Consider the following 15,824-nt stretch of genomic DNA (forward strand, 5'->3'; position numbering starts at 1 on the left):
AAACTATGAGAAACACGCTCCGCGAGTTTCTCAAGTTATCGCGGCAGTCGCCAAGGTCTCGTGCAGGCATGGACTTTGGCTCGTTGCCCGCGTAAATTAAAAAACCGGAGGACATACATCCTCCGGCCTTTCGCTTATGGTTAATTAGCATTTAACAACGTTGGAAGCCTGCATTCCGCGAGCACCCTCGGTAAGATCGTAAGTAACCGCCTGACCTTCGTCAAGAGTTTTGAATCCTTCACCCTGGATAGCGGAGAAATGTACGAATACATCGTTTCCGTCTTCGCCTGTGATGAAGCCATAGCCCTTCTCTGCGTTAAACCATTTCACTGTTCCCTTGTTCATTGTGAGTTACCTCCATAAAATTAAAAAATAAGCATGATGTGGGAATGCATATGTTCCCCCATAAGCGAGTGAACTTTTGGTAAAAAAATTCACTAGCTATTACAGATTATATTGAAGGTGAATGCTAATATAATCTCTAATAGCTAGTGACCACGTATTACATCTCAACATCTTCTCGATTGAGACCATTATAATCTTGCAAATCAAAAAAGTCAAGAAAAAACTCTTTATTTCAGGAAAGATTTCGTGTATTATAAAAAGGAATAAATGGTCGGACGACGGCCAGAAGAAAAGAAAGGATCAGAGAACGTAAGATGAGTATCTTAATCAAAAATGGACAGGTCATCGACCCGGCCACCCAAAAAGACGAAATCAGTGATGTTCTGATCGAAAACGGCGTTATTACACGGGTTGAAAAAGGAATCCGCGTAAAAGATGCGCAGGTAATAGATGCAAAAGGCTGCTATGTAATGCCTGGCATCATCGATATGCATGTACATCTCCGCGACCCGGGGCAGACATATAAAGAAGATATTGAAAGCGGTTCGAAAGCAGCAGCAAAAGGAGGCGTGACAACGCTGGTAGCGATGCCGAATACAAAACCGGTCATCGACAGCCCGGACCGCGTCAACTATGTAACGATCAAAGCAGACCGTTTTTCTCCGATTAATGTACTGCAGGCAGGCGCCATCACAGTAGGACAGAAGGGTGAAGAGCTCGCCGATATCGAGGGCATGGTAAAAGCCGGCATCCCGGCGATCAGCGAGGACGGAAAATCCGTTATGAACGCGCTGCTCTACAAAGAGGCCATGGAGATTGCCGCAGAGAAAAACATTCCGGTGCTGGCTCACTGCGAGGACAAGAACCTCGTAAACGGCGGCTGCATGAATGAGGATGCAAACTCGAGAGAGTGGCATCTGCCGGGCATCACAAACTCCGTAGAGAACACGATTGTTGCAAGAGATATCGTACTTGCCGCAGAGACAGGTGCACACCTGCATCTGTGCCACTGCTCGACCAAAGAGAGCGTGGATATGGTGCGTGAGGCGAGAAAGGCCGGCGTTTCGATTTCCGCCGAGGTCTGCCCGCATCACTTTACCCTCTGCAGCGACGACATCGTAAAGGGCGACACCAACTACAAGATGAATCCGCCGCTCCGTACGAAAGAGGATCTCGAGGCACTGCGCCAGGGTCTGAAAGACGATGTCTTCGATGTCATCAGCACCGATCATGCACCGCATGCGCTGACCGAGAAACAGGAGTCCTTCAAGAAAGCTCCGTTCGGCATCGTCGGACTGGAGACGAGCGTGGCTCTTACCATCACCGAACTTGTGGATACCGAGGTCATCACCCCAATGCAGATGGCGGAGAAGATGAGCTACAATCCGGCAAAAATCCTGCACCTGGACAAGAAAGGTTCTCTTGCATCTGGCATGGACGCCGATGTGGTTGTCATCGATCCGGAAGCAGAGTATGTGATCGATCCGAAGGAGTTTGTTTCCAAGGGCAAAAACACTCCGTTCGGCGGCAAGAAAGTGAAAGGAAAAGTTATGGCTACCGTATGCGGCGGCAAGATTGTATACGAAGCTGAGTAATTTCTAATAAGAAAAAACAGAAGAGGGAGAGTAAGCAGATGATTAACAAACTGATTGCAAACATTAAAAAAACAAATGCACCGATCGTCGTAGGTCTGGACCCGATGCTGAACTATGTGCCGGAGCACGTACAGAAAAAGGTATTTGCCGAGTACGGAGAGACACTTGAAGGAGCTGCAGAGGCCGTTTGGCAGTTCAATAAAGCGATTGTCGACGCAACATACGATCTGATTCCGGCTGTAAAACCGCAGGTTGCCATGTATGAGCAGTTCGGCGTTCCGGGAATGGCAGCGTATGAGAAGACCGTTTCCTACTGCCAGGAAAAGGGTCTCGTTGTCATCGGCGATATCAAACGAGGCGATATCGGTTCTACTTCTGAGGCGTATGCAGTCGGCCACCTCGGCCACGTGCAGGTGGGAAGCAAATCCTACGCCGGATTCCATGAGGATTTTGCAACTGTCAATCCGTATCTTGGATCTGACGGCGTAAAACCGTTCATCAAGGTCTGCAAAGAGGAGAAAAAAGGTATCTTTGTTCTGGTAAAAACCTCGAACCCGTCCAGCGGCGAGTTCCAGGACCGCATCATCGACGGACGTCCGCTGTATGAGTGGGTCGGCGAGCAGGTTGCCGCGTGGGGCGAGGAGCACATGGGCGATGATTACAGCTATGTGGGAGCTGTTGTCGGCGCTACGTACCCGGAGATGGGCAAGGTGCTGCGTAAGGTAATGCCGAAATCCTACATCCTGGTACCGGGCTACGGTGCACAGGGCGGAAAAGGAAAAGACCTCGTTCACTTCTTCAATGAGGACGGACTAGGTGCAATCGTAAACTCTTCGAGAGGTATTATCGCTGCTTACAAACAGGAAAAATATGCCGAGTTTGGCACTGAGAACTTTGCGGATGCTTCGAGAGCAGCTGTAAAGGATATGGTTGAGGATATCAGCGGGGCGCTTGCTGCTGCAAAATAAGAATACAGGGTGAAAAGCTCAGAAGGTCTGCCGGGTAGATGTTATGTCCGCCGGAGGATATTTTGGGCTTTTCGCCGATTCAAGAAAATAAAAGGAGTGTTCAGCTTATGAAAATCAAGGAATGCTGTACTGTGGAAAGTCAGGAGTGCATTGCAAAAGGAATTTACAGCATGTGGATTTCCACGAAAGTGATTGCGAAAGAGGCGAAGGCCGGCCAGTTTATTTCTCTGTTTTCGAAGGACGGCAGCCGTCTTCTGCCGCGTCCGATTTCTCTTTGTGAGATCGACCGAGAGGGAGGAAGACTTCGGATTGTCTACCGTGTGGCAGGTGCAGGAACGGAGGAGTTTTCGCGTCTGAAAGCGGGGGATGAGGTTGATATTTTAGGGCCGCTTGGAAATGGATTCCCGATCGAGGAAGGTAAGGGAAAACGTGTGATGCTGATGGGCGGCGGTATCGGTGTTCCGCCGATGCTGCAGACGGCGAAGGATCTTGGAACGGACACGATCATCTGCTGTGGTTACCGCGATGAGTTGTTCTTAAATGAGGAGTTTGCTGCGGCAGGCGATCTTCATATTGCAACGGAGGACGGAAGTGCCGGTGTGAAGGGCAATGTGATGGATGCGGTGCGCGAGGATCATCTGGAAGCAGATGTAATTTTTGCCTGCGGTCCGGCTCCGATGCTGCGTGCAATTAAGGCGTACGGTCTGGAAAAGGGAATTCCATGCTGGATTTCGATGGAAGAGAAGATGGCGTGCGGCGTTGGCGCATGTCTTGCGTGTGTCTGCCAGTCGACTGAGGTGGATGGTCATTCACATGTGCACAACAAGCGGATCTGCAAGGACGGACCTGTCTTTTTAAGTACGGAAATTGAGCTGTAAGTGACGCGAGGAGGAGAAAAAGCGATGAAGACAAGTGTGAATCTGGCGGGTGTGGAACTGAAGAATCCGGTTATGACGGCATCTGGTACGTTTGGCTCCGGCGCGGAGTACAGTGAGTTTGTGGATTTGAAGGAGCTTGGCGCGGTTGTGACGAAGGGTGTTGCGAATGTGCCGTGGCCGGGGAATCCGACGCCGCGTATTGCGGAGGTTTACGGCGGAATGCTGAATGCGATCGGGCTGCAGAATCCTGGTATTGATGTGTTCTGTGAGAGGGATATTCCGTTTTTGAAACAGTTTGACACGAAGATTGTGGTGAATGTGTGTGGACGGACGACGGAGGATTACTGTGAGGTTGTGGAGCGATTGACTTCGGAGCCGGTGGATCTGCTGGAGATTAATATTTCGTGCCCGAATGTGAAGGAGGGCGGTATTGCGTTTGGACAGGATCCGAAGGCGGTGGAGGCGATCACCAGAGAAGTTAAAAAATATGCGAAGCAGCCGATTATTATGAAATTGAGCCCGAATGTGACGGATATTACGGAGATGGCGCGGGCTGCGGAAGCCGGCGGGGCGGATGTGCTGTCGCTGATCAATACGCTTACTGGGATGAAGATTGATATTGAACGGCAGAAGTTTGCGATTGCGAATAAGACTGGCGGTATGTCGGGGCCGGCGGTGAAGCCGATTGCGGTGCGGATGGTGTATCAGGTGGCGCAGGCAGTGAAAGTGCCGATTATTGGTATGGGCGGTATTGCGTCGGCGGAGGATGCGCTGGAGTTTATTCTGGCGGGGGCTACGGCGGTTTCGATTGGGACGGCGAATTTCTTTAATCCGTATGCGACTGTTGAAACGGTTCGCGGTATCGAAGAGTATATGAGAAGGCATAAGGTTGACGATATTAATTCGCTGATCGGGGCGGTGAGATAAGACGGACGGCCTCGAGCGGCTTCGCATCTGCGGTGCGGCGGGCGAGAAAAAGAGGGCGGAACTGTGGCTCAGAATGGGCACAGTTCCGCCCTCTTTTTCTATGCCCGCCACACCGCAGGCGCAAATTCCAGTGAGGTCTGGTTGTGTGGAGCTGAAACGAAGTAGGTCTGGATCCGCCGGGGGCGGATCGGCGTGAGAGTGTTGTGGTGGGTGCATAGTATATAGAAAATGGAAGGTGGTATGTGAGATGAAGTATGGGATCATTAAAGTGAAGCGGGCGTTTTTGTATGAGGAGAATGGGGTTGATGTGGTGGATGAGGTGTTTTTTGGATGGAGCGTGATGTGGGAAGATAAGGGGGAGTGGATTGAGGTTTGGACGCATTATGGGTATCGGGGGTGGATGGAGAGGAATTTGATTGAAGAGAAAAGCCGGGAGTGGATGGAGGAGAGGGAAAAGGCAGGGAATACGTATGTGGTGACACGCGGGTTTGCGGATGTGATGAGGGGAGCGCGGGTGCAGGCGCGGATGTTGGAGACGCTGGGACGGGGGTGTTTTGTGGAGAAAATGGAGGAGACGGAGAATGGGTATTGCAGGGTGAAACTGGCGAATGGGATCAGTGGGTTTGTGCCGGAGGTGGCATTAAGAAAAAGACTGGATTCGGATCGGTTTTTGTGGGGAAAATCGGAAGAGAGGTTTTTTGTGGAGCAGGGGATTCCGGAGGGGTGGTCGGAAGAGAAGTTTCGGAGGAAGGTTGTGGAGTGTGCGAAGGGGTATCTTGGATGCCAGTACCGGTGGGGCGGGAAGGCGGCGGATGGGATTGACTGTTCGGGTGTGGTGTTTATGGTGTATTTGATGAATGGGGTTTTGATTTGGCGGGATGCTGATATCAGGGAAGGGTATCCGATGAAAGCGATCTGGAGAGAAGGGGAGGAGATGTGTCTGGTGGAGGAACGGGCGAAGGCCGGGGATCTGCTGTTCTGGAGAGGGCATGTGGGGATGTATCTGGGGGACGGCAGGTATCTGCACTGTACGGGGCATGAGAGGGTGTTTGGGTGCAGGGTGAATAGTCTGCGGAGAGGGGATGAGGATTTTCGAAAGGATCTGGCGGAGGCGCTGAAAGTGGTTGGGAGTGTTTTTTCGTGAAATGTAAAATTAAATGTGATTGTGTGCGGTGAAATTTGACAGATTTTTCTGAGTGGGAGTATAAAGATAAATTGACGGGGCTTTACAACTGGAATTATCTGGAAGTGGAAAGCTGGAGGAAAAGAGCGATGTACCGTGAAAAACAGGCATCGCGGGCGGCACGGGAGTAAATAAGACATATATAATTGACATCAGGAAATATCATTTTTGTATTGGAAATCCCTGAAAAAGTTTGTTATAATAATAACAAAGTCGAAAACAAAAGACAAAAGGCGGCCCAAACAGAGAGCAGGAAAAACAGAAATTCTGCTGATCTGATCTGCCGGAGCTGTCCATCAGAAGCAAAACAAGAAAGGGGTTCTGAACAATGGCAAGATTTACATTACCAAGAGATTTATACCACGGAAAGGGTGCTTTAGAGGCACTGAAAACATTCGAAGGAAAACGTGCAATCGTCTGTGTAGGCGGCGGCTCCATGAAACGTTTCGGTTTCCTGGATCGCGCAGTAGACTACCTGAAAGAAGCCGGCATGGAAGTACAGCTTTTTGAGGGAATCGAGTCTGACCCGTCAGTCGAGACTGTTATGCGCGGAGCAAAAGCGATGGAAGAGTTCCAGCCGGACTGGATCGTAGCAATGGGCGGCGGATCTCCGATCGACGCAGCAAAAGCAATGTGGATCAAATACGAGTATCCAGACATCACCTTCGAAGAAATGTGCAAGGTATTCGGAATGCCGAAACTCCGCAGAAAAGCTCATTTCTGTGCAATTTCTTCTACATCCGGAACAGCAACCGAGGTAACCGCGTTCGCAGTTATCACAGACTATGAAAAAGGTATCAAATACCCGCTGGCAGACTTCGAAATCACGCCGGACGTTGCAATCGTAGATCCGGATCTGGCAGAGACGATGCCGCAAAAGTTAGTTGCTCACACCGGTATGGACGCTATGACCCATGCAATCGAGGCATACGTTTCCACCGCGAACTGTGACTTCACCGATCCGCTGGCACTGTATGCAATCAAGATGATTCAGGCAGACCTGGTAGATTCCTACAACGGAGATATGGCAAAACGTGACAGCATGCACAACGCACAGTGCCTCGCTGGTATGGCATTCTCCAATGCACTTCTTGGTATTGTTCACTCCATGGCACATAAAACAGGCGCAGCATTCGCTGATTACGGCGCTCACCTGATCCACGGCGCAGCAAACGCTATGTACCTGCCGAAGGTTATCGCGTTCAACGCAAAAGACGAGACTGCAGCAAAACGTTATGCAGTGATCGCTGACGAGATGAAACTTGGCGGCGAGACAACGGAAGAGAAAGTAAAACTCCTCATTGACTATCTGCGCGGCATGAACGACAAACTGAACATTCCGCACTGCATCAAGAACTACGGAAAAGACAGCTATCCGACCGAGCATGGCTTCGTTCCGGAAGACGTATTCCTGGAGAGACTGCACGACATCGCTGTAAATGCCATCGCCGATGCCTGCACCGGATCCAACCCGAGACAGCCATCTGTTGAAGAGATGGAAAAACTGCTGAAATGCTGCTACTATGATACAGAAGTAGATTTCTAAAAAGAAAACATATCAAAATCCCTCCGTTCTCTGGGCGGAGGGATTTTTTGCGTCAGAGAATGAAATTTATTTGTGTGGATTTTATGTTTTTTATGCGAAATCCTGTGTCTGGACTGGAAAAACAGAGGCGTTTATGGTAGTATAGAAAAGAATAGAAGTAAAAACGGGCGGCATTGCGAAAAAAGATGCCTTCCCCTGAAAATATGGAGGAAAAAAGATGGAACAGTACAAGCAGGAGTTCATTGAGTTCATGGTCGAGAGCCAGGTATTAAAATTTGGAGAGTTTACTCTGAAAAGCGGAAGAAAATCCCCGTTCTTCATGAATGCGGGCGCTTACGTAACCGGAAGCCAGTTAAAACGTCTCGGCGAGTATTATGCAAAAGCAATCCATGACAATTATGGACTGGATTTCGACGTTCTGTTTGGACCGGCCTACAAAGGAATCCCGCTCAGCGTTGTAACCGCCATTGCGATTCATGATCTCTACGGTGTGGAAGTACGTTACTGCTCCAACCGGAAAGAAGCAAAAGACCACGGCGGAGATGCAGGACTGCTGCTTGGAAGCAAAATTAAAGACGGCGACCGCGTTGTCATCATCGAGGATGTTACCACCTCCGGAAAATCCATCGAGGAGACGTTCCCGATCATCCAGGCACAGGGCAATGTGGAGATCAAAGGTCTGATGGTATCCTTAAACCGTATGGAGCGCGGAAAAGGCGACAAGAGCGCACTTGAGGAAATCCAGGAAACCTATGGCTTCCCGGCAAATGCCATTGTAACCATGGAGGATGTCATCACCTATCTGTACAACCGTCCATGCCAGGGCAAAATCCAGATCGATGACAAGATGAAGGCTGCCATTGATGCTTATTATGAGGAGTACGGTGTCAAATAAGACGTGGTACACTTGAAAAAAGGAGTTTTGCACGATGAATGAAAAAATCTATAAAACCATGGGACGTGTCGGCGGCGGAAATATCGCCATGGGCGCAGTACTGGTTGTGGTAGGGGTAGCAACCGGTGTCCTGATGATCGTAAGCGGAGCAGGTCTGCTGAAACGACGCGGGGAAATTATGTTTTAAGAAAAATGCCGGAATATTTTGGAAGCGCATGCGCCGAAGAGGTATTCCGGCGTTTCTGATACCACGCAGAAAGGGGAAACGAAGATGAAGCAGGAGACGAAAGCCAGAATCCGCGTTGTGGGACGGATTTTATTTCTGGTGTATCTTCTTGCGCTCGTTTATTTTCTGTTTTTTGCAGAAGAATACGGGAGAAGGAACTTTTTTGAACTGGATTACCGTTACAATCTGGTGCCGTTTCAGGAAATCAGACGGTTCTGGATTTACCGCGAAAAGGTGGGATTCCTTGCCGCATTTTTAAATCTGGCGGGCAATGTGATCGGTTTTCTGCCGTTCGGTTTTATCGTTCCGGTGATGCACAAAAAAATGGAGAGTTTCTGGAAAGTATCGCTTCTTGGTTTTATGTTCAGCCTCTGCGTGGAGACGATTCAGCTCATCACGAAGGTGGGCTGCTTTGATGTAGATGATCTGATCCTGAATACGCTTGGAGCCATGATCGGCTGCGGCGCATTCCTGATCTGCAATAAATTCAGGAGATGGAAATATGGCGAGGAAGAAGTATAATTATAATTTTGTCCGGAAGCCGTCGGAAGGCGGAAAGGAAGCTCTCTATATGGCAGGTGCTTCGGTCTTTCTGTTTCTGCTGGCTTCGATCGTATCGTTTGCATTCCGCGGAAACGGAGGCATTTTTCTCGGAGCAGCGGGACTGTTCTCATTCCTTCTGTCGGGATACGGCTTCTATGTGGGAATGAAGAGCTTTAAAGAAGAACAGGTCAGCCACAGAATGTCGGTTCTCGGCTCGATTACGAGCGGCGGCATGCTGGTCGCATGGCTGGCACTGTTTCTGATCGGTGTGAGATAAATGTACTCTCGTAAAATCAAGCACAGAAAGACTCCGGGAGTACATATAAAAGAAAAGGGGAAAAAGATGGATCGCGAACGTTTTGAAAAACAGCTGAATTTTATTCTGGAGATTGATAAAGAAAAACAGATCCTGCGCCAGACGCACATCCGCGGCTATTCGCGCCAGGAGGACGACGCGGAGCACGCATGGCACATGGCGGTGATGGCATTTCTGCTGCAGGAATATTCGAATGAGAAAATCGACATCGGCAGAACGATGCTCATGCTGCTGATCCACGACCTCGTGGAGATTGATGCAGGCGACACGTATGCGTACGACGCGGAGGCAAACAAAACAAAAGACGAGAGAGAACACAAAGCGGCCGAGCGCATCTATGGCCTGCTGCCGGAGGATCAGGGAAAAATGCTGATGGATCTCTGGCTCGAGTTCGAAGCGTATGAGACACCGGAAGCGCGCTTTGCCCATGTGATGGACAATTTCCAGCCGCTGCTTTTAAATCATGAGAACGATGGAAAAGACTGGACCCGCCACAATGTGCGGATTTCCCAGCCGTTAAAACGAAACGAGAAGACGGCGACCGGCTCCGAGGAGATCTGGAGTTATATGGAAGAGATTCTCGAGCAGAGTATCCGGGATGGAAAAATTATTGACGACCGGGAAGAAAAACAGGAATAAGTCAAGAAGAATGAGGGGCAGATCTGCCCCTCGTAACAGTTAAAGAGAAACAGAAAGGGATTTTTTTATGACGGATGAATTATTAAACGAGCGGTATGCGCTTGCAATTGAGCGGATCCGCCAGATTCCGGCGGAAAAAAGCGTTCCGCAGCCGTACCGCGATTTTTTTGCACAGATGGCACAGTACCTCTGCAAAATGGACCAGATCCGGAGCAGAATCGCAGAAGGATATCTAAAAACAGCATCCGAGGAAGAGCTGGCTGTTTTTAACCGCGAGCCGTATGAAGATGTGATCGGGGAGCGGTATGAGACCTCCTACGGAAACCCGGCGTTTGCCGTGCGGGCACTTGGTGAAACGCATGGAAGGAGCCTCTGCTGCCTGTACCGGGAGCTGGGAAATGCTGTTGTCTGGGTCTATGAGGACCGCCTGCTGGAGCTGACTGCGGCGATGGAGCTGTATCTCGAGTTGTATGCGATGTTCGAGGAGGAGACGCTGCCGTCCGCGCAGTATGTAAAAGAGAGCATTTACTGGTATGTGAGCGATTATGCCGAGGAGCGCCAGGAATACCAGGTGCGCGAAATCGTCGACCCGTCACTGCACTTTGTGAAGGATATTGTGATGGAATCTGATCTGACGGATCTGCGGTATCTGTACCAGTACGGCGAATATATCACCGAAAATGAGAAGGGTACAGCCCGCTTTTTAAATACGTTCAGCCAGGAAGAAATCGACGCGATGGCACGCACCTACACAGAAGGCTTCCGCAAGTGCTTTCTCGTGGCGCGAAAAGATCTGTCGAAAAAGAAGACAGTCAGCATCCGCTTCCACATCGGTTTTGAGCGCATGATCCGTGCGGCAATATTACAGTTCCGCGAGATGGGACTCGAGCCGGTGATTTCCCGCGGCGCGCGGAGAACGTGGGTTGCCGGTGCGTCTGCGAATAAGCAGTATGACTACGATCACCGGAACGATGAGGCGCTGTATCTCAACGAGGATCTCGTGAAGAGACGGCTCCGCGCGATGCAGGTAAAATACGACGAGTACAAAGAACTGGCAGACGGCTATGCCGGCCCTGCCGTGGTGGAAACCTTCGGCGAAGTTCCGTTTGAGCCAGTAAATAAAAAACAGGCACTGCACTTAAATGAGCGCCAGCAAAAGCTCCGTGTCGGTTTCCAGAACGAGGCGGGCCAGATTGTAAACCGCTATATCAAGGATGACGAGTACGGCTACACGATCATCGCCTACCCGATGCCGGAGATCGATCCGCGCTACGAAAAAATTTTTTGTGAGATCGTAAAGATCAACACGCTCGATTACGAAAAATACCAGCGCATCCAGCAGTACCTGATCGATGCGCTCGACGAGGGTGTTTCCGTGCATGTGCTTGGAAAAGGAGAGAACAGAACGGATCTGCGCGTGATGCTGCATCATCTGAACGATCCTGCGAAAGAGACGAATTTCGAGAACTGTGTTGCCGACTGCAATATTCCGGTCGGAGAGGTCTTTACTTCCCCGAGTCTTACCGGCACGACAGGCGTGCTCCATGTGACGGGAGTCTACCTGAACGAGCTGTATTACCGCGATCTCTGCCTGACGCTGACTGACGGCATGATCACCGCGTATGACTGCGCAAACTTCGAAAAAGAAGAGGACAATCGTACTTATATAGAAGAAAACCTGCTGTATCACCACAGGACGCTGCCGATCGGTGAGTTTGCCATCGGAACGAACACGACGGCGTACGTGATGGCAGAGCAGTACGGCATCGCCGGAAAACTGCCGATCCTGATCGCAGAGAAGATGGGCCCGCATTTTGCGATGGGCGACACCTGCTACGCCTGGGCGGAGGACAGCCCGATGTACAACCCGGACGGAAAAGAAGTAATCGCGCGCGAGAACGAGGTTTCGGCAAAACGGAAAGAAGATCCGTCGAAAGCATACTTCGGATGCCACACGGACATCACGATTCCGTACCGCGAACTGCAGTCGGTTGCGGTCGAAAAAGCAGACGGAACGACGATCCCTCTCATTGAGGACGGACGCTTCGTCCTGCCGGGAACGGAAGAATTAAATGAACCTTTTGGCTGATTATGGGTTGACATTTCTACGCCTGCTTAGTATATTATAAGCAGAACTGAATGATTAAAACATAAATATAAGCATAACTAATGAATAACGCTTAGAACAGTTAATCAGAAAAGGAGAACAACATGGCTAAAGTAGGAATTGTGATGGGCAGCGACTCTGATATGCCGGTAATGAGCAAAGCAGCCGACATGCTGGAAAAATTTGGAATTGAGTACGAGATGAAAATCATCTCTGCACACCGCGAGCCGGATGTATTTTTCGAATATGCAAAAACCGCAGAGGAGAAAGGCTTCAAGGTTATCATTGCAGGCGCAGGTATGGCAGCTCATCTGCCGGGTATGTGCGCAGCTATTTTCCCAATGCCGGTCATCGGAATTCCGATGCATACCACATCGCTTGGAGGTCGTGATTCCCTGTACTCCATCGTACAGATGCCGAGCGGCATTCCGGTAGCAACCGTTGCCATCAATGGCGGTGCCAATGCCGGAATCCTGGCAGCAAAGATTCTTGCAACTTCCGATCCGGAACTGCTTGCAAAACTGAAAGCATATACACAGGAAATGAAAGAGCAGGTTGAGGCAAAAGACGCAAAACTGCAGGAAACAGGATACCGTAACTACAGTAAATAAAAACAAAGGACAAGGGAGGTTCACCATGGATTACAAGAACGCAGGAGTAGATATTGAAGCTGGATACAAATCAGTAGAATTAATGAAAGAGCATGTAAAGAAAACCATGCGCCCGGAGGTATTAGGCGGCCTTGGCGGTTTTTCCGGCGCTTTTTCCCTGGCAAAAATCAAAGAAATGGAAGAGCCGGTGCTGCTTTCCGGTACAGACGGATGCGGAACCAAGGTGAAACTCGCCATGATTCTTGATAAACACGACACCATCGGCATTGATGCCGTTGCCATGTGTGTGAATGATATCGCATGTGCCGGCGGAGAACCGCTGTTCTTCCTCGACTACATCGCATGCGGAAAGAACTATCCGGAGAAGATCGCTTCGATCGTAAAAGGCGTTGCAGAAGGCTGTCTGCAGTCCGATGCGGCACTGATCGGCGGTGAGACCGCAGAGCATCCGGGCCTGATGCCGGAGGATGAGTACGATCTGGCAGGTTTTGCTGTCGGCGTATGTGACAAGAAAGACATGATTACCGGTGAAAATCTGGCAGCCGGAGACGTACTGATCGGCATGGCTTCCACCGGCGTTCACAGCAACGGATTTTCTCTTGTCCGCAAAGTTTTCGATATGACAAAAGATTCTTTAAATACATACTATGATGAGCTCGGCGCAACCCTCGGCGAGACCCTGCTTGCACCGACCCGTATCTACGTAAAAGCACTCCGCGCCATCAAAGATGCCGGTGTAACCGTAAAAGCATGCAGCCACATCACCGGAGGCGGCTTCTACGAGAATATTCCGCGTATGCTCAAAGACAACACCGTAGCCGTTGTACAGAAAGACAGCTACACCGTACCGCCGATCTTTGATCTGATGGCAAAGAAAGGCAATATCGACGAGCAGATGATGTACAACACCTTCAACATGGGTATCGGTATGGTACTGGCTGTTGATCCGGAAGATGTAGACGCAGCGATGAAAGCCATCCGTTCCACAGGAGATACGCCATATGTGATCGGCCACATTGAAAACGGAGAAAAAGGAGTACAGTTATGCTAAGATTAGCAGTTCTCGTCTCCGGCGGCGGCACGAACCTGCAGGCGATTCTGGATGCGATTGACGAGGGAACCATCACAAACGCGGAGGTTTCCGTTGTCATCAGCAACAATGCAGGAGCGTATGCGCTGGAGCGTGCGAAAAAGAAGGAGATTGATGCGGTATGCCTTTCCCCGAAGACCTTTGCATCGAGAGAAGCATTCAACGAGGCACTGCTGGCGAAACTGCAGTCGTACAACGTCGATCTCGTTGTGCTCGCAGGATGCCTGGTTGTGATCCCGCAGAGCATTGTGGATGCTTATCCGAATAAGATCATCAACATTCATCCGTCCCTCATTCCGTCGTTCTGCGGAACGGGCTATTACGGACTGAAAGTGCACGAGGGCGTATTATCCCGCGGCGTCAAAGTGACGGGAGCGACGGTTCATTTTGTGGACGGCGGAACAGACACCGGCCCGATTATTCTGCAGAAGGCAGTCGAAGTGCACGAGGGCGATACACCGAAGGCACTGCAGCAGCGCGTCATGGAAGAGGCCGAGTGGGTCATCATGCCGCGTGCGATTGATCTGATTGCAAATGGAAAGGTAACGGTAGAAGACGGACACGTAAAGATAAAGGAGTAAGAGCGATGAAAGTACTGATTGTAGGAAGCGGCGGAAGAGAGCATGCGATTGCCTGGAAGGTGGCACAGAGCCCGAAGGTAGACAAGATTTACTGCGCTCCTGGAAACGCAGGAATTGCGGAGTACGCAGAGTGTGTCGATATTGCAGCGATGGAGTTTGACAAGCTCGTTGCTTTTGCGAAAGAAAAAGAGATTGACCTGACCGTCATCGGCATGGATGATCCGCTGGTCGGCGGTGTTGTCGATGCGTTTGAGGCAGAGGGACTGCGCGTATTCGGACCAAGAAAGAATGCGGCAATCCTGGAAGGATCGAAAGCGTTCTCCAAAGACCTGATGAAAAAATACCATATCCCGACGGCGGCATACGAGACATTCTCCGATCCGGAGGCGGCAGAGAAGTATCTGGAAACCGCAAAATTCCCGATCGTACTGAAAGCCGACGGTCTGGCGCTTGGAAAAGGCGTTCTGATCTGCAACACCTTAGAGGAAGCAAAAGAGGGCGTTAAGACGATCATGCTCGACAAGAAATTCGGCAGTGCCGGAAATGAGATGGTCATCGAGGAATTTATGACGGGACGCGAAGTTTCCGTGCTCTCTTTTGTCGATGGAAAGACGATCAAGACGATGAGTTCTGCGCAGGATCACAAGAGAGCAGGAGACGGCGATACCGGTCTTAACACCGGCGGCATGGGAAACTTCTCTCCGAGCCCGTTCTACACAAAAGAGGTGGATGATTTCTGTAAGAAATATATTTATCAGCCGACAGTAGATGCGATGGCAGCAGAGGGAAGACCGTTTAAAGGCGTGATCTTCTTCGGACTGATGCTGACACCGGATGGACCGAAGGTGCTGGAGTACAATGCCCGCTTTGGCGATCCGGAGGCACAGGTTGTGCTTCCTCGTATGAAAACAGATATCATCGATGTATTTGAAGCCTGCATCGATGGAACGCTTGACCAGATTGATCTGCAGTTTGCAGACAATGCGTGTGTCTGCGTTGTACTGGCTTCGAACGGTTACCCGGTTTCCTACGAGAAGGGATTCCCGATCCGTGGGCTTGCGACATTCAAAGAGCATGAGGGCTACTACTGCTTCCACGCCGGAACGAAGTTCAAGGACGGCGAGATCGTGACGAACGGAGGCCGTGTACTCGGCGTGACAGCACTTGGCGATACCCTGAAAGAGGCACGTGCGAATGCATATAAGGCTGTTGAATGGGTTGACTTTGACAATAAATATTACCGCCATGATATTGGAAAAGCGATTGACGAAGCGTAACGTGAATGTGAATTTTAATTTTGAGTAAAATGGAGCCGCCAGAATGAACCGCTCCCCGTCAAGTAGACAATTGAAAAAATATAAATTTTTCCTGCCA

General features: G+C 50.2%; 17 protein-coding genes. 16 read left to right on the forward strand and 1 reads right to left on the reverse strand.

What is annotated here, in order from left to right:
- Nucleotides 1–144: 144 nt before the first annotated feature.
- Nucleotides 145–345, reverse strand: coding sequence for a cold-shock protein (locus tag DXD02_RS13410; protein WP_022461996.1), 201 nt, complete (start codon nucleotides 343–345; stop codon nucleotides 145–147).
- Between the two features lie 314 nt (nucleotides 346–659).
- On the opposite strand from DXD02_RS13410, the gene DXD02_RS13415 reads away from it, so the two are divergent.
- From DXD02_RS13415 to purD, 16 genes are all read left to right on the forward strand, one after another.
- The gene (locus DXD02_RS13415) at nucleotides 660–1,940 is read left to right on the forward strand and encodes a dihydroorotase (protein ID WP_118666974.1); all 1,281 of its coding nucleotides are present in this window, start codon (nucleotides 660–662) and stop codon (nucleotides 1,938–1,940) included.
- Nucleotides 1,941–1,978: 38 nt separating this feature from the next.
- The gene (gene pyrF / locus DXD02_RS13420) at nucleotides 1,979–2,908 is read left to right on the forward strand and encodes an orotidine-5'-phosphate decarboxylase (RefSeq protein ID WP_118666975.1); all 930 of its coding nucleotides are present in this window, start codon (nucleotides 1,979–1,981) and stop codon (nucleotides 2,906–2,908) included.
- A 107-nt stretch (nucleotides 2,909–3,015) separates the two neighbouring features.
- Entirely contained in the window at nucleotides 3,016–3,786 is a 771-nt protein-coding gene (locus tag DXD02_RS13425) for a dihydroorotate dehydrogenase electron transfer subunit (RefSeq protein ID WP_118666982.1), read from the forward strand.
- 24 nt (nucleotides 3,787–3,810) lie between these two features.
- Nucleotides 3,811–4,713 carry a dihydroorotate dehydrogenase gene (locus tag DXD02_RS13430; protein WP_022462000.1) on the forward strand — a complete coding sequence of 301 codons (903 nt, stop codon included), beginning with the start codon at nucleotides 3,811–3,813 and terminating at the stop codon, nucleotides 4,711–4,713.
- A 247-nt stretch (nucleotides 4,714–4,960) separates the two neighbouring features.
- Nucleotides 4,961–5,857: a C40 family peptidase gene (locus DXD02_RS13435; protein ID WP_118666976.1), complete on the forward strand. Its 897-nt coding sequence runs from the start codon at nucleotides 4,961–4,963 to the stop codon at nucleotides 5,855–5,857.
- 367 nt (nucleotides 5,858–6,224) lie between these two features.
- Nucleotides 6,225–7,442 (forward strand): iron-containing alcohol dehydrogenase, encoded by a 1,218-nt coding sequence (locus DXD02_RS13440; protein WP_118666977.1) that lies wholly within the window; start codon nucleotides 6,225–6,227, stop codon nucleotides 7,440–7,442.
- 217 nt (nucleotides 7,443–7,659) lie between these two features.
- A complete protein-coding gene (gene pyrE, locus DXD02_RS13445) occupies nucleotides 7,660–8,337 on the forward strand; it encodes an orotate phosphoribosyltransferase (RefSeq protein ID WP_022462007.1) in 678 nt (225 codons plus the stop codon).
- Between the two features lie 34 nt (nucleotides 8,338–8,371).
- Nucleotides 8,372–8,524 (forward strand): hypothetical protein, encoded by a 153-nt coding sequence (locus DXD02_RS15620; protein ID WP_055221261.1) that lies wholly within the window; start codon nucleotides 8,372–8,374, stop codon nucleotides 8,522–8,524.
- A gap of 84 nt (nucleotides 8,525–8,608) precedes the next feature.
- Nucleotides 8,609–9,085, forward strand: a complete 477-nt coding sequence (locus tag DXD02_RS13450) for a VanZ family protein (protein ID WP_055227152.1) — start codon at nucleotides 8,609–8,611, stop codon at nucleotides 9,083–9,085.
- A complete protein-coding gene (locus tag DXD02_RS13455; RefSeq protein WP_055221259.1) occupies nucleotides 9,066–9,383 on the forward strand; it encodes a hypothetical protein in 318 nt (105 codons plus the stop codon). The genes DXD02_RS13450 and DXD02_RS13455 overlap by 20 nt, the downstream gene beginning before the upstream one ends.
- A gap of 66 nt (nucleotides 9,384–9,449) precedes the next feature.
- Nucleotides 9,450–10,061 (forward strand): HD domain-containing protein, encoded by a 612-nt coding sequence (locus DXD02_RS13460; protein WP_055221257.1) that lies wholly within the window; start codon nucleotides 9,450–9,452, stop codon nucleotides 10,059–10,061.
- 67 nt (nucleotides 10,062–10,128) lie between these two features.
- A complete protein-coding gene (locus DXD02_RS13465) occupies nucleotides 10,129–12,150 on the forward strand; it encodes an aminopeptidase (RefSeq protein ID WP_055221255.1) in 2,022 nt (673 codons plus the stop codon).
- A 122-nt stretch (nucleotides 12,151–12,272) separates the two neighbouring features.
- Nucleotides 12,273–12,779 carry a 5-(carboxyamino)imidazole ribonucleotide mutase gene (gene purE / locus DXD02_RS13470; RefSeq protein WP_022462013.1) on the forward strand — a complete coding sequence of 169 codons (507 nt, stop codon included), beginning with the start codon at nucleotides 12,273–12,275 and terminating at the stop codon, nucleotides 12,777–12,779.
- 25 nt (nucleotides 12,780–12,804) lie between these two features.
- A complete protein-coding gene (gene purM / locus DXD02_RS13475; protein ID WP_055221253.1) occupies nucleotides 12,805–13,830 on the forward strand; it encodes a phosphoribosylformylglycinamidine cyclo-ligase in 1,026 nt (341 codons plus the stop codon).
- Nucleotides 13,824–14,450 (forward strand): phosphoribosylglycinamide formyltransferase, encoded by a 627-nt coding sequence (purN, locus tag DXD02_RS13480; protein WP_022462015.1) that lies wholly within the window; start codon nucleotides 13,824–13,826, stop codon nucleotides 14,448–14,450. The genes purM and purN overlap by 7 nt, the downstream gene beginning before the upstream one ends.
- Before the next feature lie 5 nt (nucleotides 14,451–14,455).
- Nucleotides 14,456–15,727, forward strand: coding sequence for a phosphoribosylamine--glycine ligase (gene purD, locus DXD02_RS13485; RefSeq protein ID WP_118666978.1), 1,272 nt, complete (start codon nucleotides 14,456–14,458; stop codon nucleotides 15,725–15,727).
- Nucleotides 15,728–15,824 lie beyond the last annotated feature (97 nt).

It is taken from the genome of Blautia sp. TF10-30 (genome assembly GCF_003481245.1).
Classification (GTDB): domain Bacteria; phylum Bacillota; class Clostridia; order Lachnospirales; family Lachnospiraceae; genus Fusicatenibacter; species Fusicatenibacter saccharivorans.